Here is a 19,788-nt window from a genome sequence, read left to right as displayed (position 1 = left end):
AAAATGACAATAGCTTGGTGGCAAATTTTATTATTAACTTGCCTAGCTTTTTGGGTAATTATCGATCAATTAACTGTATCGATTTTGAACAATCCTTTAGCCATTGGTATGGTTTCAGGAATTATTATGGGTGACATTACTACGGGACTTGCTGTAGGATCAACCCTGCAATTGATGGTCCTTGGGGTATCAACTTACGGTGGTGCTTCAATGCCTGACTTTATGACTGGTGCGATCGTTGGTACCGTTTATGCCGTTTTATCCGGTAAAGGTATTCAATTTGCGATCGGTTTAGCCGTTCCAGTTGGTTTGTTAATGGTGCAACTCGATGTGCTTGCTCGATTCATCAACACCATTTTCCAACACAGAATGGACAAGTTTATTAAAGAAAATAATCCGGACGCAGCCGCAAGAAACGCCCTCTGGGGTACATTTTCATGGGGACTTTCACGTGCGATCCCTGTCTTCATTCTTTTAATCGTTGGTAACGACGTTGTAAGAATGATCTTACGTGTCATCCCTACTTGGCTCACAAACGGACTTAAAGTTTCTGGTGGTATCTTACCTGTTGTTGGTATCGCTATCTTGCTTAGATACTTACCAACTAAGCGTTTCATCTCATATTTAGCAATTGGTTTTATCGCAGCTTCCTACATGAAGATTCCAATGCTTGGTGTTGCCTTACTAGGTGCATCTCTTGCCTACATTCACTACCAACGCGAAGTTGCTAAATTAGAAGAAAAACCTGCTACTACAAACACAAATAATACAGAAAGTGAGGAATATGAAAATGACGAAGGCGAATACGAAAACTAATTCAGGTAAGTTAACCAAGAGAGATTTATTCAGAGCTAACTGGCGTTGGCTTTGGGGCAGTCAATTATCTTGGAACTACGAAAGAATGATGGCACCTGGTTACTTCTACGCTGTCTTGCCATTCCTTAAGCGTTGGTACAAAGACGACGAATTAGTTGAAATGATGCAGATGCAAACTCAATTCTTCAATGTTAATGCCTATGTTGGTAACTTCATCATCGGTGTTGACTTAGCCCTTGAAGAAAGCCAAGGCATTAAATCTAAAGACACTGTTGCTGGTATCAAGACTGGTTTAATGGGACCACTCGCAGGTATCGGTGACACAATCTTCAGTGCAATTATTCCAACTATCTGTGGTTCAATTGGTGCTTACATGGGACTTAGAGGCAATCCACTTGGTTCTATCCTTTGGATCCTTGTTGATCTTATTATCTTGTTCCTTCGTTTCTCATTCTTACCAATGGGTTACTATCAAGGTACTAAGTTAATCGACTCAGCTTCAGGCAAGTTGAACGCCATCACCGACTCAGCTATTTTGCTTGGTGTAACGGTTGTTGGTGCGTTGATTCCTACCGTTATTAAGGCGAAGGTACCGTACGTCTTCCATACCGGTAAGATCACGCTTAAGATGCAAACGATTTTGAATCAAATCATGCCATCCTTGGTACCAGTACTGCTAGTTGCACTTGTCTACTGGTTACTTGGTAAAAAAGGCGTTACATCAACTAAGATGATCTGGTTCGTCTTGATTCTTGGTATCGTCTTATCATACTTCCACATTTTGGGTTAAAGACAAAAAAGAGGCTCCTTACGGAGCTCTTTTTTAATGCTTATGTTTATTTCTCAAGTAAACTATTCCCCCGGCAATAAGAACTATAATTCCCGCAAAGAGGAATAAATAGCCCACCGGAATCAAATAGAAGTTTTCATGTAAAAAGCATTGCTTATCAACGTATTCCACTGAATTAGCCTTGATAAAGAAGAAAATAAAGCCGAGAGCCATTAAAATCCGCCGACTAAAGCCGTAATCATGTTGTACTTAGCCTTGCGATTTTCGTCTGTATCTTTAATCAATTTTTGCGTCATCTTGTTCATATTGTCGTCTCCTAAAATTAACTGATCTAATGAGACATGAAAGACACAGTTGATCTCAATCAACATTTCCAAGTCGGGCAAATTACGGTTGTTTTCCCAGTTTGACACTGCCTGTCTTGTGATATGCAACTTCTCCGCAAACTGAGATTGTGACAGGTTGTTTTCCTTTCTCAGTTGTTTAATTTGATCACTAAATTCCATATCTTTCACCTCACAAGTTAATTTTGGCAAAACAACATAAACCTAACAAGAAAGCACTGCTTGCATTAGCGACAGCAGTGCTTCCCTTTTTATTTTTCGACCCTAGCTTGATAAAAGCCAAAGCTCATTTGACGTAAAGTTTTAATGAAACTATTTTTATCTAATCTTTCACCAGTCGTCAAAGCTTCAAATTCTCCATCTGGATCCTTCAACTTCTGGTCTGTTCTATGGAAACCATTTCTCTCGTAGAACTTCAGCCGACTAACACGTTGCTTGTAATTTTTTACCTTCTTAGTTACCGGTTCAATATCGATCACGATTTGCTTATCTGGGAAGTTATCTTCCAGCATAGTCAGAATCTTGGAGCCATATCCTTGTCCGCGCAACTTCTCACTAACTGCTAAATAAGTCAGATAGACGGTGTTGTCATTTTCAGCATAATAAGTAATGCCGCAGAACTTGCCATCATCATAAATTGCGTGAAACTTAACGTTACGGTGAAGTGACATTGCTAAGAGTGAAAACATTGAGAATCTTTCCCATGCTGGGAATGCCTTCATGTACAACTGCTTAGCGTCACGATATGCTTTTGTGCCCCATCGGGCGGGCTTAGAATCTAAAATAGTATCCTTCTTTTCTATTAAACTAAAAAATATAATATTTTTACACACATATTTTATCAAAAAATACGATAGCAAGCAAAAAGAACAGATCATTCGACCTGTTCTTTTTATCTATGTTATATAATTTTCATTTAAATCAACTTGTACTTCTTAAGCAATTCTTCTACGTAGGTGCCTTTAACCTTCTTGAGCATCCCCTTAATTGCCAACTTCTCACCCATTGGCAAATCAAGGTCCTCAAGCTTCTTTTGATCGTTCAAGTAGTACATTGCGTTCATGAGCATTCTGACATCGAATGCGGATGCGAATACTTCTGGCACACCACGATCAATATCAAGCAAGGTATAAACAGCTTCCATGGCAGTTCTGACAGAGTATTCAGTGGTGAAGACAGTGTCTCTTGGAGTCTCAGCAAAGTTACCAATGAAGGCCAAGTTCTTAGAATGATCTGGGACAACCTTTGGTCTGTCACCTAATGCTCTAGGCATGAAGTATGAAGTGATGTATGGCATGTGTGCTGGAATAGTAGCTGCAGCTGCAGCCATTTCAGGAATTCTTTCTTCAGGAACACCCATGTGGTAAAGCCATTCTTCACACAATTCGATACCGTTACAGTCAGGCATGGTCTTTTCAACATAATTACCCTTAGTATCTGAGAACAAACCATAAAGCCAAACAATCAATTCATTAGGCTTTTGTGCCTTAAAGTGTGGTTGACGACTAATTGAGTAACCTAATAACCAGTTAGAATCTTTAATCGTAGTTGGACCACTAGTAACAATTGAGCCGCTGTGTGGATCCTTCTTATTAACAGCTTCAATAAATGGCACAATATCGTCATTCTTAAAGGTAATCGTAGCTGACATTCTCCAGTTAGCCTTCGGAATATCTTTGCAGAAGACATCTGGATGACCAAAGTCGGAATCTTGGGCTGCCAAGTTCTTCCATAATTGCCAGCTAGCGCCTAATTCATGCTCTTCTGGAGCTGGGTGGAAGTTATCACCATAAGTGGTGCTTTCAGTGATAGAACCGTTAGTAACAAAGACGAGGTCATTTTCGGTCAAATCGATTGTCTTTCTCTCACCTTTTTCAGTTAAGATAATTTGTTTAGCAACCTTTTCACCATTTGAACGGTTAACAAAGATATTATCTACCACCGTATCATAGTGGAATTGTACGCCATGGCTCTTTAAATATTTAACCATTGGCAGAATTAATGATTCATATTGGTTATACTTAGTAAAGCGAAGTGATGATAAGTTCTTCAATGTAGCAACGTGTTGAACGAAACGCATTAAGTAACGACGCATTTCCATTGCACTTGCCCATGGTTCAAAGGCAAACATAGTTGACCAGTAAAGCCAGAAGTTGGATTGGAAGAATTCCTTGGTAAAGACTTCGTTAATCTTCTTGTTTTGCAAATCTTTTTCAGGTGTTAAGCAAAGATCAACGATTTCCTTTACTGCCTTAGGTGTTAACAAAAGTTGACCATCAGTTGGAAGAGCCTCACCGCGATTGATGATGACACGAGTTTTAGCATAGCTTGGATCTTTTCTATTCAAACGATAGAATTCATCCAAAATTGATTCGCCTTCATGTTCAGTTGAAGGAATTGATCTGAACAAGTCCCATAAACATTCAAAGTGTGGTTCCATTTCACGACCACCACGGATGATATAACTTTCTTTTTCTTTGCTATAAATACCATCCATTGAACCGCCAGGGAGTGACAATTCTTCAAAGATATGAATTCTATTGCCCTTCATTTGACCATCACGGATCAAAAATACAGCGCTGGCAAGAGCAGCTAAGCCTGATCCAACAATATATGCAGATTTTTGATCAACGTCTTTTGGCTTTTCAGCCTTTACAAATGCTTCATAATTACCATTGCTATAATGCATAATTTACACTTCTTTCAAATAATTGTTACACCTGTAACTATTTGCAGCTATAATGATAGTGTAAGCGATATCATTTGTCAAATTAAAACTAATCAAAGGATGATTTTTTATGAATATGAAAAGCCTGCACACGCAGCAACATATAGAAAAAGCTTTATTTTATTTATTACAAAAAAAGCCTTACGCAGAAATTTCCATTGCAGAAATTACGCGTAAAGCTCATGTTTCTCGAACTTCTTTTTATCGTAACTACAGCCAAAAAAACGATGTATTAATGCTATTTTTGGCTAATCAATATAAAAAATTCATTGTCGATATCAATGAACACAAATTGAAAACATTGACCAAGCAGTTAGTAGCTTACCTAACTTTTTTCAAAGGAAATCCCAAGGTCATGAAAATCTTATTAGACGCTGGCTTTGAAGGGAGTCTATTAAACTTTCAAACTCGCTACTTAAAAAAGCTGCTTAATGTCTACCACCCTGACTTAAATTTGCCAGATTATGCAATTGCCTACCAATCCGGCGGAATTTACATGCTTTTAATCTGGTGGGTGAAGCAAGATTATGCTACTCCACTAGAAGATTTAATTAATTATGCGGAAAAACACATTATGCTTTAATGTCTTATTATTGTAGTTTCTTACGCTTTTTACCAAAGTTAAAGTAGAAATTCAACACAAAAGCGATGATTAACAAAATTAACGATACCAACATAATCTCTTTAATCCCCGCATGGAAAATTGTTCTCATTGTTGGTACCAATTCCTGAGGCAATAATTTGGCACTTTTTGCATCACTTAACTTGTTCATCATTGCCATCGTAATGCCCTTATATGTATGAACGCCGCTTGCCAAGTTCAAGTTCATAATTACGCCGTACACAGCTGCCATGACGGTTTGAGCCAAAATTCTAATCAAATATGAAGTTGAAGTAGCCGTAGCCATATTTTTCAATCCAGCATCAAGTTGAACCTTCAATTGCATAGCAACGAAGATAAAGCCAACACCGATTCCTGAAAATGCACCGATAAAGGTCAGCATCTGTACCGGTGTATGGATATCTGCTAAAAATAACCCAGCTGATGAAATCATCATTGCAATGATTCCGATTAAGGCTAATTTAAATGTACTCATGTGCTCTTGAATAGCCGCTACACTTTGAGAGGCTATGATTTCCACGATTGAATTAGGAATCAAAGTCATCCCACCTAAAAGTGCAGATAAACCAAGCAATGCTTGAGCCCACATTGGCATGTAGGTGTTAACTGCAATAAATGCACCCCAAGTAAAGGCAAATAAAAGAAAGTCACCATCTAAATCTTTATTTTTAAACAAAGATACTGGGATGATTGGATTAGCTGCATGATTCTCTCGAATAAAGAAGAGAACAATAAATACTAGACTGATGATAATCAAACTAATCACAATCCAATTAGCAGTTAAGCCAACTAATTGAATACCCATCAAGAATAAAAGCAAGCCAATAACTAACAAACCAGCACCAGGAATATCGAAGACTGGTGTTTTTTCTGGTGTAACAGGCTTGTAGTAGATAAGGCAAATGATTAATGCTATCAAACCAATTGGAATATTAATATAGAAGACCCAGTGCCAAGAAAAGGCATCGATCAGCCAACCACCAACTAATGGTCCTAAAATTGCAGCACCATTCCAGCTAGCAATCAAGTAGCCAAGGACCTTTGTTCTAGTTTTAATATTTTTAAAAACGTAACCGGCAATAATGTAAGGAAGAGATCCCATGCCACCTGCGCCGATCCCCATAATGAATCTAGAACACAAGAAAAAGATGATATTTGGTACTATTCCCTGCAAAGCAGCTCCAAGCACAAATAATACTAGAGAAATTTCAAAGGCCTTTTTATTAGTGATTTTCTCACCAATCTTAGTCCAAATTGGGATCGAAATCGACATCCCTAATAAAAAAATCGCCACAATCCAGCCCATAAACTGAATCCCATGCAAAGCTGCCACAATTGTCGGAATTGCAGTATTAATAATTGTTCCATCAAGTCCTGACATTACATTCCCAAGCATCAGGGCAATCGTAACCATTGTAATTTGTTTTTTATTCATTCAACTTTCCCCTTTAAAAAACAAAAACTCCTATTATCAGCGATAATAAGAGTAAAAAAATATGGAGGATACAGGGCTCGAACCTGTGACCTCCTGCTTGTAAGGCAGATGCTCTCCCAGCTGAGCTAATCCTCCATTATGGGGCGGAATGTGGGATTCGAACCCACGCATGCTGGATCCACAAACCAGTGTGTTAACCCCTTCACCAATTCCGCCATAAACGGTCCATGTGGGATTTGAACCCACGATCTCCTCCGTGACAGGGAGGCGAGATAAGCCACTGCTCCAATGGACCAATCAGAGGAGGATGTGGGATTTGAACCCACGCGCGGCAGAACCGCCTAACGGTTTTCAAAACCGTCCCCTTAAGCCACTTGGGTAATCCTCCATAGCCGAACAGATACTATTATACTAAAGTGAGATAAAAGCGCAAGTCTTTTTTGCAAAAAAATGCAGTTATGTCCAATTTAGAACATAACTGCATCTCAAATAATTTTTAATCATGCAAATTCTTTTGATATAGCAAGTACTTGTATTCTTTTCCAGCAATTTCCACAAACTTTTCGGTAGCATTATTAACCCAGCCAAAATGTTCAAAAAATTGTCGTGCATTTTCATCTCCATCAATGCACCACAGATAGATCTTGCCGTAACCCATCTTTTTCAATTCATTTTCGGCAGCATTAAGCAAAGTTTTTCCGATATTAAAGGCTTGGAAATCTGGTTCAACATATAAAGCCATTAATTCGCCGCACCCTAGCATGCGAGTATCACGCGGGCGACCATAGCTCACCGCAGCACGAATTTTATTGTCATCATCAATAAAAATTAAATTGTGACGGCCACTTTCATTCAACCGTTTAACCCATGCATTTTCAGTAATATTATCTAAAAATACATCTGGCAATATATCTTTATATGTATTTTGCCAACATTTTTGAAAAAGTCGACTTGTTTCTTTTGCTTCATCTTCAGAAATTAGTGGTTTAATAATCATTTTCTACTTCTTTGTAAGAACAGTTACAGCTTCAACATGCAGTGACCGGTGTCTGGCAATTGCACATTAGGTACAAATTGCGCCCTGTCGCAATAGGGAATGTCTACGAAATAGTAGCACATATATCTACACGACTCAAAAATGCTAATAGATCTAGATTATGTAGATGATTAGCTGATCAAAATTATATAGCCATCTGTGGTAACAGAAGATCCACAATGGTTAGTAGACAAACGTTTGCGGAAACCTGAACTATAAATATCAAAGCCATCATCCAATTATGACATAATCACCTTTGCGAGAAGTTTTATGGGCGGTGTCTGTTCCCTCGAGATGAGGTGATTCCAATGAGCTATGCTTCAGAAAGGATTACGGCCCGTGAGCGTCTACCAAGCATTACTAACCTTTATTTTCACATTCTGTGCATAATAAAAGAGCGTCACATAACTTTGGCCAGTTGCGGACAATCTTTTATTAAATAAAAAGTAACTAAACCACTGCCTTTAAAGCGGCTCGCTTTTTTGTCTACATTCATATTTTACCATCAGTGATTACTAGTGGCAAATTACAGATCCTTAAACTGCACATTCCCATTTGGAAATAATGCATTAAGTACTGTTGACTCATGAGCTGATGTTATTTCAAAAATAAAACTATGCAGGTTTCCTTTAGTAATTTGACCGTTAAATCGTCGGAACTCCAGAATAAAGCCCTTGTAATTTGACCGTTAAATCGTCGGAACTCCAGAATAAAGCCCTTGTAATTTGATAAATAATTGTTACTCTTCATCAAACGGTCGTACCTTGTTTTGGTTACTTCTTTATCCTCAGCATTAATAAAACTTTGTAATGCCCTAGCTACAGTAACCCCTTGCTGTATATCATTTTCCTCTAATATTTATAACTTATTTTTAAAGCTTAAAATATATTTCACTCTATCTTGGAGTTCGTTGAGTGTTATATCTTTTATTTAGTTGTATAGTTTCCTTCACTTATACCTCCCCATCACAATGTCCTTAACTTCCTGCAAGTAATCGTCAGTATATTCAGGAACAAGCAGCTGACCATCGATTGCATCCAGCATCACTTTTTCTTTATCTTTTAGTTTCTTGTAAACTATCCTGTCGATAAAGCCCATATGTGAAACATCGCCCTTGGTCATCAAATAGTAGTACCTTGTGTATTGATTTGCTGGTAGTCCCAGACGGTTAATCCGATCTCGGGACTGCAACATGAAGGTCAAATTAAAGTTGTATTCGAAGTAAACCGCGTCGTGTACAGTTTGATGCAACGAAATGGATTCCCCTAAAGTGTTAGGATTCGATACCAGTACTTGTGCATCATCGGTCCGGAAATTATTAATCATTCCTTCTCGATCCTGTTTTGGTGTCGTTCCATAAACCAAGGTAGTTTTAATGCCCATGCCATTAAGAGTATCGGTAATCTTTTGCATAGTACCGACAAACATCCCCCACACCACGACCTTTTTGCCTTGACTGACCAGCTTATCAATGCTATTTTGGCTGGGTGCTATTTTAAACATTCTGATCTTTATTAAACCTAATTTACAGTAAGTTCGTGTTACTTAATAGTAATGAGTAGTTAAAACATTCTTAAATTTATTAAGTATCTTTGGTTTATCAATGGTTATCCCTAATTTTTGTAAAATAAAGATTATAACCATAAAGCCGAATATTTTTGTCATCTGCACTAACTTATAAGGATTAGATACCGCCATATTTTCTCTATCTCCGTGTGTTAGGAATACCCTTGTGCTTACAAGCTTTCCAATCCAATCATCTGTATTTCCAACGTGTTCAGATAATAGTTCTCTATAGGATTCAGGCAATTCCTCAATAAATTTGTTTATTTTATCCCTCAAAGTAAGACGTTCATTCCTAAAATACGATTCAATGCCTTGTGTATAATTGACAAGATCATTTTCAATTACCGACCTGTAGTTAACCGTTAACAAATAGTCATCCACCAGTAACTGTAACTCTTTTGAGGAACTTACCCAATTATTTATCACACTGAGCAACTCCGATTGGACATCATATAGTCATATGAAAAACTGTGCGCTTGAATTATTTAGGGTTGCATACAGCGAATTAAAGTGTTATAGTTAATTAAATTGACATATACGGAAGTTATAAGTATCATTCATCTTTGCTATCTATTATTTTCTTAGATGTTAATTTAATTTGGTTACTTTGGTTTGATTTCTAGGAGGATATATATATATGCAAACTGGTACTGTAAAATGGTTTAATGCTGATAAGGGCTTTGGGTTTATCACTGGTTCAGATGGTAAAGATGCATTCGTACACTTTTCATCAATTAAAACTGACGGTTTTAAGAGTCTTGAGGAAGGGCAAAAAGTTAGGTACGATGTTGAACAAGGCAAGCGAGGACCTCAAGCGACTAATGTTGTTCCACAATAATTTGTCTAATATTATGAAGAACTGCTTTTGATGGAGCAGTTCTTTTTTATGGCTCTTCGTCAAGAAGTACTGATAGAAAAATTTGAATAAGTTTTCAAACAGCTCGTGTCTGAGATTGGACATGAGCTGTTCTTTTATTCTTCCAGTTGATGGCAAAGTATGAGTTAGGAAGGGCAAGCAGGATTCGAGCCCGAAAATTAAAGAAGTTACGAAAGCCATAAGCAGTTCGTTTAATAACTTTGATCTTATTGTTAGTTCCTTCGACTGGACCATTCGTGTAGTCACCATATTTAAAGCTGGTGATAATCTCTTTACGATGCCTCCGGAGAGTCCGTTGAACTTTTTGAAGTGATTGGGGAAGCTGGGTCCATTTAATCGCGAGTAAATGATTGAATTCATCCTTACTACGATGATTGATCGCGAGAATAAGGTCCTGATAATAACGATAAGCTTGTTTAAGATCATCATTGAAAGCCAGTAAGCGTTGAATAACTTCAACGTCGGTCAACTGAGTATAGCCAAAATTACGACGTGACCAATAGTTATCATATTTGAGTAACCCCGCTGGGGTTAGGATTAATTTCCAGAAATGCTTGAGTGCCCGCCATTGATGGCTCCCATTGCCAGCTTGGTTCATAGCTTTAACCCGAATTTTATTCAAAGCCCGGTAAGCTTGAGCGACCACATGAAAGTGGTCGGCAATAATTATGGCATGGGGAAATAGTTCATGAATAAGATGATGATAAGGCGTATACAGGTCAACCGTAACCGTGCGCACTGCCAGACGAGCCGCGCGGTCGTAGCGCAGAAAGTAATTACGCAAGTAGCGATTACGTCGTGACAGAATAATATCAGGGGACCACTTCTGGACTTGAATCTTTTTCTCGACCAAGTGTTTAAGGTTTTTAGTGAGCGAAGACTTCCGCCCCCATTGACTAACCTTTCGTTCAAAGTCAGTTTGCGCTAGCTCAGCCTGGTATTCACTATTTAGCCGGTGAAGTTCGTTAAAGATGGTGGTCCTTACTAAAGCCTAAGTAGTTAGCGATGTATCGCAAGGAACGTCCTTCATTATGAAGCGTTTCAATGACAACACGGTTCTGGAATGATAAAATAGTTGTGCTCATCAAGGTCCTTCTTTCTAATGGATTGTGCGGTAACACCATTAAAGACCTTGATGGGTTTTTCTGTCCACTTAAATGTTCAACTTAAATTTTACAATCTGCCTTATAAATATCTTTAATAATTAACATCCATTATCTTATCGTCATGTCAACCATTACTGCTTCTCTCATCAACTTAACCAACTCAACTCCCCAAAACGGACACTTATCTACACAACCTAAAAATCCAGCACGTTGTCCACTCGACCCTCTAGCTTAAAAGCAAAAAGTGTACTAATTCCAATCAATAAAACGGGAATTAGTACACTTTCAATCTATCAGGAATGCCACCACCCCGGCATTCATACGCTATTTTTCTGTACGTTCGAGGACCGTTACAGCTTCAACATGTGGAGTCTGTGGAAACATATCAACAGGATCAATTCGATTAAATTCATAACTTTTTTCTTGGAACAATTGCAAATCACGGACCATGGTTGCAGGGTTACATGAAATATAAATAACCTTTTCAGGACCAGTCTTCGCAGTCGCATCAATAAATTCAGGCGTTAAACCTTTTCTAGGTGGGTCAACGAAAACAACATCGGTCTTAAGACCTTGCTTAGCCCAACGTGGCATAATTTCTTCGGCCTTACCCAAGTAATACTTAGCGTTATCGATGTCGTTCAACTTAGCATTATCCTTGGCATCTTTAATGGCATCCCGTACAACTTCGATTCCTCGGACCGCCTTCACGTGCTTAGCCACACTCAAGCCGATTGTCCCAATACCTGAATAAGCATCAATCACAACGTCGCTTGGCTTCAAATCAGCCTTCTTAATAGCCAAATCGTACAAGCGTGGTGTTTGCAATGAATTGATTTGGAAGAAACTTTGTGGTGAAATTCTGAATTTCAAATCACCAATTTGATCAGTAATTTGATCGTTACCAAAGACCAAGTAGTCCTTCTTACCCAAAATTACGTTGGTCTTCTTAGGGTTGTGGTTCAAAATCAAGCCAGTAACACCAGGAATTTGGCTCACTTCAGCAGCAACGCCCAAAAGTTGTGGGAAGTCATTGTGCAAGCAGACCAAAATGACCATGATCTCGCCAGTTGCCTTACTTCTACGCACATCAAGATAGCGTACTTCACCTTTATGATTGATTTCATCATAAGCAGGCACTCTATATTTACGTAAAATATCACGTACAGTAACAAGCACACGGTCGATTTCAGGATCAGTAGTAAAGAAATTAGTCAGTGGCACTAAGTCGTGTGAATGACGTCTGAAAAAGCCGATCTCGAGCTGACCATTGATTTCACGCACTGGCACTTGTGCCTTGTTACGGTAGCCTGTTTGTTCAGGACTTGGCAAAGTTTGCCCTACTTCAATGTCATCTAAGTGCGCCTTTTTAAGCAAGTTAACTACTTGATTACGCTTAAATTCAAGTTGCTTGTCATATTTGATATGTGCCAAAGATGCCAAGCCAGTTTGCACCCATTGGTTAAGCTTGATCTTTACTCGATCTGGGCTCTCTTTCTTAATTTTTTCGATTTTGGCAAAAGCAAAGTTCTTTTTGACCTTTAAAATTTTTGCACTAACGATTTCACCTGGAAGAGCGTTAGTAACGAAGACTGTCAAACCTTCATAGTGAGCAACCCCCATTGCTTCGTATGAGAGGTCGGTAATCTCTAAGTCAACAATTTGGTTTTTCTTCATGTATTATCTTCAACCTTTTTAATAAATCAATACTGTAATCATTATAATACTTGACTAGTTTTGTGTCTTGAAAATTATTTTTCATGAAAAGTATTGACATACATTTTTAATATTGCTATCATAGTTTTCAATAATTAACGAAAACAGTAGCTGCTTCGCTCAGCGTTCAGAGAACTGGTGGTAGGTGCGAACCAGACAGGCGAAGCTAGACGAATTACATCGTAATTTTTATTGCTCGGAAATATTCAGAACCGTTACCATCTGATAGAGATTCAAGTACTTAGACTTGAAAGAGTGGGTGGTACCACGGCTATCGTCGTCCCGTTGACTTAGGTCAGCGGGGCTTTTTTATTTGGAGGAATAGAAATATGGAAAAAAAGAAGGTATCTTTTGCAGAATCAATTATCATTCTGATAGTTCTACTAGCTATCTTGGGCGTTTCCGTAATTAAATTCGGTTTGTCCCCAGAAGTGCCAGTTTTGTTCACTGTACTACTTCTTACCTTTGGGGCAAGATTGCGCGGCTTTAGTTGGCAAGACGTTCAAAACGGGATTAAAGAAGGTATCGGCGTTGCGATCATTCCTATCTTCATCTTCATGTTGATCGGTGCCTTAATTGGTGTTTGGATCAAAGCCGGAATCATCCCTTCCATCATGGTTCTTGGTTTTAACATGATCAGTGGTAGTTTCTTCGTACCATCGGTCTTCATCGTTTGTTCAATCGTTGGTGTCGCCATCGGTAGTGGTTTTACCACCATCTCAACTGTCGGGATTGCCTTGTTTGGTATCGGTTCAAGTATGGGTGCCAACCCTGCCTTAGTTGCCGGTGCGATCATCTCCGGTGCGGTATTCGGCGATAAAATGTCTCCTTTGTCAGACTCAACCAACTTGTCATCAGCCGTTGCCGAAAGTGAACTTTTCTCACACATCAAGAACATGATGTGGTCCACTATTCCTTCATTCGTCGTATCACTTATTCTGTTCTGGATCTTGGGTAACAGCGGCCATATGGACCCAACCAAGATTGAACGTACCTCACAAGTTTTACAAAACAACTTCACCATTTCATGGTGGGCACTTTTGCCAATCGTTCTTATGTTGATCTGTGCTTGGCGTAAGATCCCTGCAATTCCTACCTTGTTCATGAACATTGCAATTACTGTGGTCATGATCTTTATCCAAAGTCCTCATGAATCTGCTCAATCATTGAACAACTTGATCATGAACGGTTTCGTTGCCAAAACTAGCGATGCTTCAGTTAACGCATTGCTTACCCGTGGTGGTATTTCCAGCATGATGGCTACTGTAGCGCTCATCATTTCAACTTTGTCACTTGGTGGGATGCTCATGAAGTTCAACATCGTGCAAAGTGCGATGGAACCACTCGTTAAGCATCTGAACAAACCTGGTCGTTTAATCACCGTAACTATTCTTTCAGGTATTTGTATCAACCTCTTCGTTGGTGAACAATACTTATCAGTAATTTTGCCTGGTCGTGCATTCAAGCCAGCCTTTGATAAAATCGGTCTTTCACCATTAGCACTTAGTCGTGTACTTGAAGATGGTGGTAGTGTTATCAACTACTTGATTCCTTGGGGCGTTGCCGGTTCATTCGCTGCATCTGCATTGGGTGTACCTGTGCTTCAATTCTTGCCATTCGTCTTCTTCAGCTTGTTATCACCTGTCTTCTCAATCTTTAGTGGTGTAACAGGCATCGGCTTAAAACGGGCTAAGAAAGACAAATAATTTGGATATAACTAGATATTAAAAGGGTCTGCAATTAATTTTGCAGGCCTTTTAATTATTCATATCATACATGCGAACTTGCGCTTTTTTATATTCTTTTGAATTACGATAATCATCATACAAAATATCCGTCACAATCACCTGATTATTTTGCTCTTCAAAAACAATTTCTTGTTGCAATTCAGAATTATCTTTGCGGCTTACCGAACTGCTTCGACTCAATCTTAAATCATCAAGTTCCCTATCAATAAAGGTCTTTTGCGAACCAGTTAAAATGTCATATTTCTTTTTAGCATTTTCTGTAAAGAATAATTTTCTCACTTCATCTGCCGCATAACTCTTATCAGGATGGTCGCTACGCTCGCCGCGCACTTCACTATCAGTATATTTCTTATCCATAAAAATTACTCCCTTATTTCAAGGATAGCAAGATCTTCAAGAAAGTGTTAAGTATTTGCCCAAAGATCAAAAAAATTTATAATTTTAAACAAATACGTTAAAATAGATAAGACAATTAAATAGAAAGAGTGACATATATATGGACAACATGAACTTTTCAAGTCCTGAACGTCGCCAAGTTCACGACGTCTCAGAAGTTAATGGTTTTCTTTCCAAGATGTATGGCTACATGGGCTTAGCTGTTCTTGTATCAGCTATCACCGCATTTTTGACCATGACTGTTTTCAGAGCAGCTGTGATGCAAATGCCAACTGCATTGATGTGGATTATTCTGATCGTACCTCTTGGTTTATCAATGGGGATCAGCTTCAGAGCTACAAGAAATCCAGTTGCTGGCTTTGTAATGTTAATGATTCTGGCTGTCATCTACGGATTTGAATTTGCACTTTTAGCTGGTTTCTACACTGGCGCTCAAATCAGTACGGCATTCCTTTCTTCAGCTGCTGTCTTTGGTGCAATGGCCATCTTCGGTACATTTACTAAGAGAGATTTAAACAACTTAGGTTCTTACATGGGCGCTGCTTTGATTGGTTTGCTTGTAGCTATGATTGTTAATATTTTCTTGCGCAACTCAGTTGCTTCATTCGTATTCTCAATCATCGGTGTTATAATCTTCACTGGCTTGACCGCTTATGATGCACAAAAGATGAAGAGCATCTACAACAACTACGGCAGCCAAGTTCCTACTAACGGCCTTGCTGTATTGGGTGCTTTACAACTTTACTTAGACTTCATTAACATCTTCTTGTTCTTGCTTCAAATCTTTGGCATGGGCAACGACCGTAACTAATTTAATGAAGATAAGAAAATACCTGTTGGTTTTTACACCAACAGGATTTTTTATTGCTCTGTTTTTTTTTCTTTATTAGGAACCATGCTGCTCATCAATTCTACCGGAGACTGGTGTAAGAATGCCATAATGCTCTGACGCACATCATATGGTGAAAGAATATCGCCATTCTCTGACAACAAAATTTGAATTTCTATTTTACGGTCAAAACAAAATGAAATGGTGTTCTTGGTTGAATTCAATACTGATTCCAGTTGCTCTTGCACTGGCTTAGTTAAATCAATACGATCCAAAATATCTCTGTCTTTTCTAACGCTCTCAGTATAACCAGCGATAAAGTCATCTTCGACGTCGTTAACCAAACTATTAACGTCTGAGTAATATTGATAAAAAGTTCTGGTACTTACGCCTGAAACTTTAATGATATCTTTTACTTTTAATCACGAAGGCTTTTTTCTTCTAAACAAGTTAATAAGGCTGCTACTAGATTATTTTTCGTATTAGTGATTCTAATATCCATTAAGTTTATTGCACCTAAATCCTTCCTAATACTACTTATGAATTTAGAAGTCATAAAAGGATATCTTCTAAGTAAAATTCCATTTTAATTTCACTATACATTTTTTACCCTTTTGTTAATAAAAGCAAGCATATCATCTCTCTGACACACACTTTTATCATTTCAGTCATCTTTTCCAAAATATTGCAGATTATTATACCAAAAAAGGGAAAATTATATTTTACTAATGTGTTAATTATTTTTACTTTTGCACCGTTCATTGTACCAAGTAGCCGCATCCCATATACTGATGGTGTAATTAGTTGGACTATAGATAGGACTTGAGCAAAATGACTAAATCACAAAACATTATCCGCATTCATGAAGTGATGACGCCACTTTCTCTCTCCGAAAAAGATGAAACAATCTTAGACCAATTCGAAAACGTCCTTCTAAGTGACAATGTTTATTATCCTTTTCAACCAGTTAAGCACATCAATCAAGTTTTCATCGAAAATATAAACGAACAATTGCTTAAGGACTTCGCCTTCAAAAATAAATCTCGCAAATTAATCTTAGATAGACTGATCTCTATTAGTTATAAGTATCTAGCTAAAAATAGACGTGATGATATTAGTTATAGTCAAATCAAGAAAAATTGGTTAAATCTTATTCAAATTTGTTTTAATACTTATCATTATCAATATCATCCAGAAAGACTTTTAAATAAAATCAAAGAAGCAAATCAAATGTAAAAAAAGGTGGTTAGCTTGTAACTAACCACCTTTTGCGCACTAACTGAGTAATGACAAGCCATTTTGGTTGAATACTTTTGTGTGTCATTTTTCTAATAACCCTTTTCAGAATTAAATAGAAAAAATAAGAATCTAGGAAATTCCCAGATTCTTATTCTTATCATCATTATTTACCAACGTAGAATTCAATTCTTTGTTGTAAATTATGGAATTCAACTGGACAATATCCACCAATTTCACCATCAAGGTTAACTGGCAAATCTCGTCCTGCATTCTTACCAATAAGTTCAGCCTTTAAGCTTCTAGTTTTGGTATAGATGATGTTAGGATCATCAACGTGCTTACCATTCAAAGCCAAAGCCATCAACTTCATCATGCTGACAGGATCTGAAGGCTTAACAACGATCAATTGGAAAAGTCCGTCACTAAGTTGCGCATCAGGCATAACTTGTTCAAAACCACCAATTGAGTTGGTCATTCCCAACAAGAACATTGAGAGCTTGCCTTCATAAACGCCATCATCATAAGTTAAACGCATTTCGTTCTCAGTTAAGTGAGGCAACATTTCTGCACCCTTAATGAGGTAAGCTGCATAACCTAAAGCTGATTTTACTTCGGATGGCACGCCATATGTTAATTCTGTTAAAGAACCGCTGGCAGCAATATTTACAAAATATTGAGTTTGATCACCAAAAACCGCTTTACCGATATCCATCTTGCGTGTCTTATTCTTCAAAATAACCTTTGCGGCATCCGGAATATTGTCACGTGGGATAGCTAATGCACGGGCATAATCGTTAGTCGTACCTGCTGGAATAATTGCCATCTTAGGTCTCTTATCTAAAAAGGCAATCCCATTAACTACTTCATTGATTGTCCCGTCACCACCGGCTGCAACGATCAGGTCAAAGCCTTCTTTTGCGGCACGTGTAGCTTCATTGCGAGCACTATTTTGTTCAGGTGTAGTTCTAAAAGCACTAGCTTCATAACCAGCTTGCTCTAACACATCTAAAATATCGGCCACGTTTTTGGGCATCTGCTCGTGACCGGATACAGGATTATAAATTAATCTTGCTTTACTAGTCATAATTACTACCTTAACGTTCTAAAAATTAACGACTTTGCAATTCTTGGTTAAGCAACTTGTTAACCATCTTAGGGTTAGCCTTACCACGAGTTTGCTTCATGATTTGACCAACTAAGAAGCCGATTGCACGGTCCTTACCATTCTTAAAGTCTTCAACTGATTGTGGGTTATCGTCAACAACCTTCTTAACCATTGGAGCTAAGACTGAAGTATCTGACAATTGAACCATACCGTTGTCTTCAACGTACTTCTTAGGATCAGTACCGTTAGCAATAGTTTCAGCAAAGACTTTCTTAGCGATCTTAGATGAAATAGTACCATCCTTGATCAACTTGATCATTTCTGCTAAGTGTTCTGGAGTAAGCTTGATGTCATTCAAACTTACACGGTGATCGTTCAAGTAACCATTTACTTGAGTGTTCATCCAGTTAGCAGCAAGAGTTGGATCAGCACCAGCAGCTACAGCTGCGTCAAAGAAGTCTGAACTTTCCTTAGTTTGAAGCAAAACATTTGCGTCGTATGGCTTCAAACCGTACTTGTTTACATAGTCATCGTAACGATCAAATGGGCTCTTTGGAAGTTCCTTAGCGATTTGATCGATCCATTCTTGACTAATGTGGTCAGGAGCGATATCTGGTTCTGGGAAGTAACGGTAGTCAGAAGCACCTTCCTTAACACGTTCCAAAACAGTCTTACCAGTTGCTTCGTCAAAACGACGAGTTGAAAGTTGAATGTGACCACCAGCTAAAAGAACTTGTTCTTGACGCTTTTCTTCGTAGGCAAGTGAACGACGTACGTGGTCAAATGAGTTCAAGTTCTTCATTTCAACCTTAGTACCAAGTTCCTTTTGACCTGCAGGACGGATGGAAATGTTGGTATCAACACGCATTGAACCTTCTTCCATCTTAACGTCTGAAGCACCAGTAAATTGAACGATCTTACGTAACTTTTCAAGGTATGCGTAAGCTTCTTCTGGGTCTTCCATATCAGGTTCAGAAACAACTTCAAGAAGTGGAACACCTTGACGGTTCAAGTCAACGTATGAGAAACCGTTGGTTCCGTGAGTGTTCTTACCAGCATCTTCTTCGATGTGCATTTCGTGGATACCGATTCTCTTCTTCTTACCACGAACTTCAACTTCAATGTAACCATCACGAGCAAGTGGTTGGAAGAACTGAGTAATCTGGTAAGCCTTTGGGTTATCAGGATAGAAGTAGTTCTTACGGTCAAAGTGAGTAGTTGGCAAAATGTGAGCGTGAGTTGCCAAGGCAACCATGATACCTAAACGGTAAACGTTCTTGTTAACCATTGGCAAGGTACCAGGCATAGCCCAGTCAATAACATTAGTCTCCGTGTTTTGTTCAGCACCGTAGGTTACTGGTGAAGGAGAGAAAATCTTGCTCTTTGTCTTTAATTCGAAGTGGACTTCAAGTCCGATAGTCGATTTAAAATTCAT

Annotated in this window: 17 protein-coding genes, 4 tRNA genes and 4 pseudogenes; 7 read left to right on the top strand and 18 right to left on the bottom strand. The window is 38.4% G+C overall.

All coding sequences use genetic code 11. The features are described from left to right. Positions 1–3: 3 nt before the first annotated feature. Positions 4–816 (top strand): PTS mannose/fructose/sorbose/N-acetylgalactosamine transporter subunit IIC, encoded by an 813-nt coding sequence (locus LA20531_RS08520; RefSeq protein ID WP_056939917.1) that lies wholly within the window; start codon positions 4–6, stop codon positions 814–816. Next, positions 791–1,606 (top strand): PTS system mannose/fructose/sorbose family transporter subunit IID, encoded by an 816-nt coding sequence (locus tag LA20531_RS08515; protein WP_056939943.1) that lies wholly within the window; start codon positions 791–793, stop codon positions 1,604–1,606. Before LA20531_RS08520 ends, LA20531_RS08515 begins: the two co-directional genes overlap by 26 nt. A 33-nt stretch (positions 1,607–1,639) precedes the next feature. Here LA20531_RS08515 and LA20531_RS08510 read toward each other — a convergent pair. The 3 genes and pseudogenes from LA20531_RS08510 to LA20531_RS08500 form a co-directional block, all read right to left on the bottom strand. After that, positions 1,640–2,112 (bottom strand): annotated as a pseudogene (locus tag LA20531_RS08510) (helix-turn-helix domain-containing protein). An 89-nt stretch (positions 2,113–2,201) separates the two neighbouring features. Further along, positions 2,202–2,678, bottom strand: a complete 477-nt coding sequence (locus tag LA20531_RS08505; protein WP_082589015.1) for a GNAT family N-acetyltransferase — start codon at positions 2,676–2,678, stop codon at positions 2,202–2,204. Between the two features lie 188 nt (positions 2,679–2,866). Next, the gene (locus LA20531_RS08500) at positions 2,867–4,639 is read right to left on the bottom strand and encodes an oleate hydratase (protein WP_056939919.1); all 1,773 of its coding nucleotides are present in this window, start codon (positions 4,637–4,639) and stop codon (positions 2,867–2,869) included. A 109-nt stretch (positions 4,640–4,748) separates the two neighbouring features. Between LA20531_RS08500 and LA20531_RS08495 the strand changes: the two genes are divergently transcribed. Then, positions 4,749–5,261, top strand: coding sequence for a TetR/AcrR family transcriptional regulator (locus LA20531_RS08495; RefSeq protein WP_056939920.1), 513 nt, complete (start codon positions 4,749–4,751; stop codon positions 5,259–5,261). Between the two features lie 7 nt (positions 5,262–5,268). Here LA20531_RS08495 and LA20531_RS08490 read toward each other — a convergent pair whose 3' ends face one another. The 8 genes and pseudogenes from LA20531_RS08490 to LA20531_RS08450 all read right to left on the bottom strand — a co-directional run bounded on the left by LA20531_RS08490 (position 5,269) and on the right by LA20531_RS08450 (position 9,763). Continuing rightward, positions 5,269–6,735 carry an MFS transporter gene (locus LA20531_RS08490; protein WP_056939921.1) on the bottom strand — a complete coding sequence of 489 codons (1,467 nt, stop codon included), beginning with the start codon at positions 6,733–6,735 and terminating at the stop codon, positions 5,269–5,271. Positions 6,736–6,797: 62 nt separating this feature from the next. Further along, a tRNA-Val gene (locus LA20531_RS08485) sits at positions 6,798–6,870 on the bottom strand. A gap of 4 nt (positions 6,871–6,874) precedes the next feature. After that, positions 6,875–6,950 (bottom strand) — tRNA-His (locus LA20531_RS08480). Positions 6,951–6,956: 6 nt separating this feature from the next. Continuing rightward, a tRNA-Asp gene (locus tag LA20531_RS08475) sits at positions 6,957–7,030 on the bottom strand. Between the two features lie 6 nt (positions 7,031–7,036). Then, positions 7,037–7,123: transfer RNA gene (locus tag LA20531_RS08470), tRNA-Ser, on the bottom strand. A 108-nt stretch (positions 7,124–7,231) separates the two neighbouring features. Continuing rightward, entirely contained in the window at positions 7,232–7,732 is a 501-nt protein-coding gene (locus LA20531_RS08465) for a GNAT family N-acetyltransferase (RefSeq protein WP_056939922.1), read from the bottom strand. A gap of 987 nt (positions 7,733–8,719) precedes the next feature. Then, positions 8,720–9,247: pseudogene (locus LA20531_RS08455) on the bottom strand (helicase-related protein); the annotation flags it as partial. A gap of 69 nt (positions 9,248–9,316) precedes the next feature. Continuing rightward, positions 9,317–9,763 (bottom strand): HEPN domain-containing protein, encoded by a 447-nt coding sequence (locus LA20531_RS08450; RefSeq protein ID WP_056939924.1) that lies wholly within the window; start codon positions 9,761–9,763, stop codon positions 9,317–9,319. Between the two features lie 211 nt (positions 9,764–9,974). On the opposite strand from LA20531_RS08450, the gene LA20531_RS08445 reads away from it, so the two are divergent. Next, positions 9,975–10,175: a cold-shock protein gene (locus tag LA20531_RS08445; RefSeq protein ID WP_056939925.1), complete on the top strand. Its 201-nt coding sequence runs from the start codon at positions 9,975–9,977 to the stop codon at positions 10,173–10,175. Positions 10,176–10,269: 94 nt separating this feature from the next. Here LA20531_RS08445 and LA20531_RS08440 read toward each other — a convergent pair. The 3 genes and pseudogenes from LA20531_RS08440 to rlmD all read right to left on the bottom strand — a co-directional run. Next, a pseudogene (locus tag LA20531_RS08440) lies at positions 10,270–11,028 on the bottom strand (ISL3 family transposase); the annotation flags it as partial. Continuing rightward, positions 11,026–11,299: pseudogene (locus tag LA20531_RS11375) on the bottom strand (helix-turn-helix domain-containing protein); the annotation flags it as partial. The pseudogenes LA20531_RS08440 and LA20531_RS11375, both read right to left, overlap by 3 nt. A gap of 345 nt (positions 11,300–11,644) precedes the next feature. Next, positions 11,645–12,997 (bottom strand): 23S rRNA (uracil(1939)-C(5))-methyltransferase RlmD, encoded by a 1,353-nt coding sequence (gene rlmD, locus LA20531_RS08435; RefSeq protein WP_056939926.1) that lies wholly within the window; start codon positions 12,995–12,997, stop codon positions 11,645–11,647. A 368-nt stretch (positions 12,998–13,365) separates the two neighbouring features. On the opposite strand from rlmD, the gene nhaC reads away from it, so the two are divergent. Further along, positions 13,366–14,742 carry a Na+/H+ antiporter NhaC gene (nhaC, locus tag LA20531_RS08430; protein WP_056939927.1) on the top strand — a complete coding sequence of 459 codons (1,377 nt, stop codon included), beginning with the start codon at positions 13,366–13,368 and terminating at the stop codon, positions 14,740–14,742. A 51-nt stretch (positions 14,743–14,793) separates the two neighbouring features. Here the strand turns inward: nhaC and LA20531_RS08425 are convergent, their stop codons facing one another. Beyond that, a complete protein-coding gene (locus LA20531_RS08425) occupies positions 14,794–15,141 on the bottom strand; it encodes a hypothetical protein (protein ID WP_056939928.1) in 348 nt (115 codons plus the stop codon). Positions 15,142–15,280: 139 nt separating this feature from the next. Between LA20531_RS08425 and LA20531_RS08420 the strand changes: the two genes are divergently transcribed. Then, positions 15,281–15,991, top strand: a complete 711-nt coding sequence (locus tag LA20531_RS08420; protein WP_056939929.1) for a Bax inhibitor-1/YccA family protein — start codon at positions 15,281–15,283, stop codon at positions 15,989–15,991. Between the two features lie 50 nt (positions 15,992–16,041). On the opposite strand, the gene LA20531_RS08415 is transcribed toward LA20531_RS08420, so the two are convergent. Further along, a complete protein-coding gene (locus LA20531_RS08415) occupies positions 16,042–16,353 on the bottom strand; it encodes a hypothetical protein (protein WP_236704146.1) in 312 nt (103 codons plus the stop codon). A gap of 487 nt (positions 16,354–16,840) precedes the next feature. On the opposite strand from LA20531_RS08415, the gene LA20531_RS08410 reads away from it, so the two are divergent. After that, positions 16,841–17,245 carry a hypothetical protein gene (locus LA20531_RS08410; protein ID WP_056939930.1) on the top strand — a complete coding sequence of 135 codons (405 nt, stop codon included), beginning with the start codon at positions 16,841–16,843 and terminating at the stop codon, positions 17,243–17,245. Positions 17,246–17,411: 166 nt separating this feature from the next. Here LA20531_RS08410 and LA20531_RS08405 read toward each other — a convergent pair whose 3' ends face one another. Further along, a complete protein-coding gene (locus tag LA20531_RS08405; protein ID WP_052542872.1) occupies positions 17,412–18,332 on the bottom strand; it encodes a diacylglycerol kinase family lipid kinase in 921 nt (306 codons plus the stop codon). Between the two features lie 25 nt (positions 18,333–18,357). Next, positions 18,358–19,788 (bottom strand): Asp-tRNA(Asn)/Glu-tRNA(Gln) amidotransferase subunit GatB, encoded by a 1,431-nt coding sequence (gene gatB, locus LA20531_RS08400; protein WP_056939931.1) that lies wholly within the window; start codon positions 19,786–19,788, stop codon positions 18,358–18,360.

The organism is Lactobacillus amylovorus DSM 20531, assembly GCF_002706375.1.
GTDB lineage: Bacteria > Bacillota > Bacilli > Lactobacillales > Lactobacillaceae > Lactobacillus > Lactobacillus amylovorus.
This window is presented reverse-complemented; position numbering and strand designations above follow the sequence as displayed.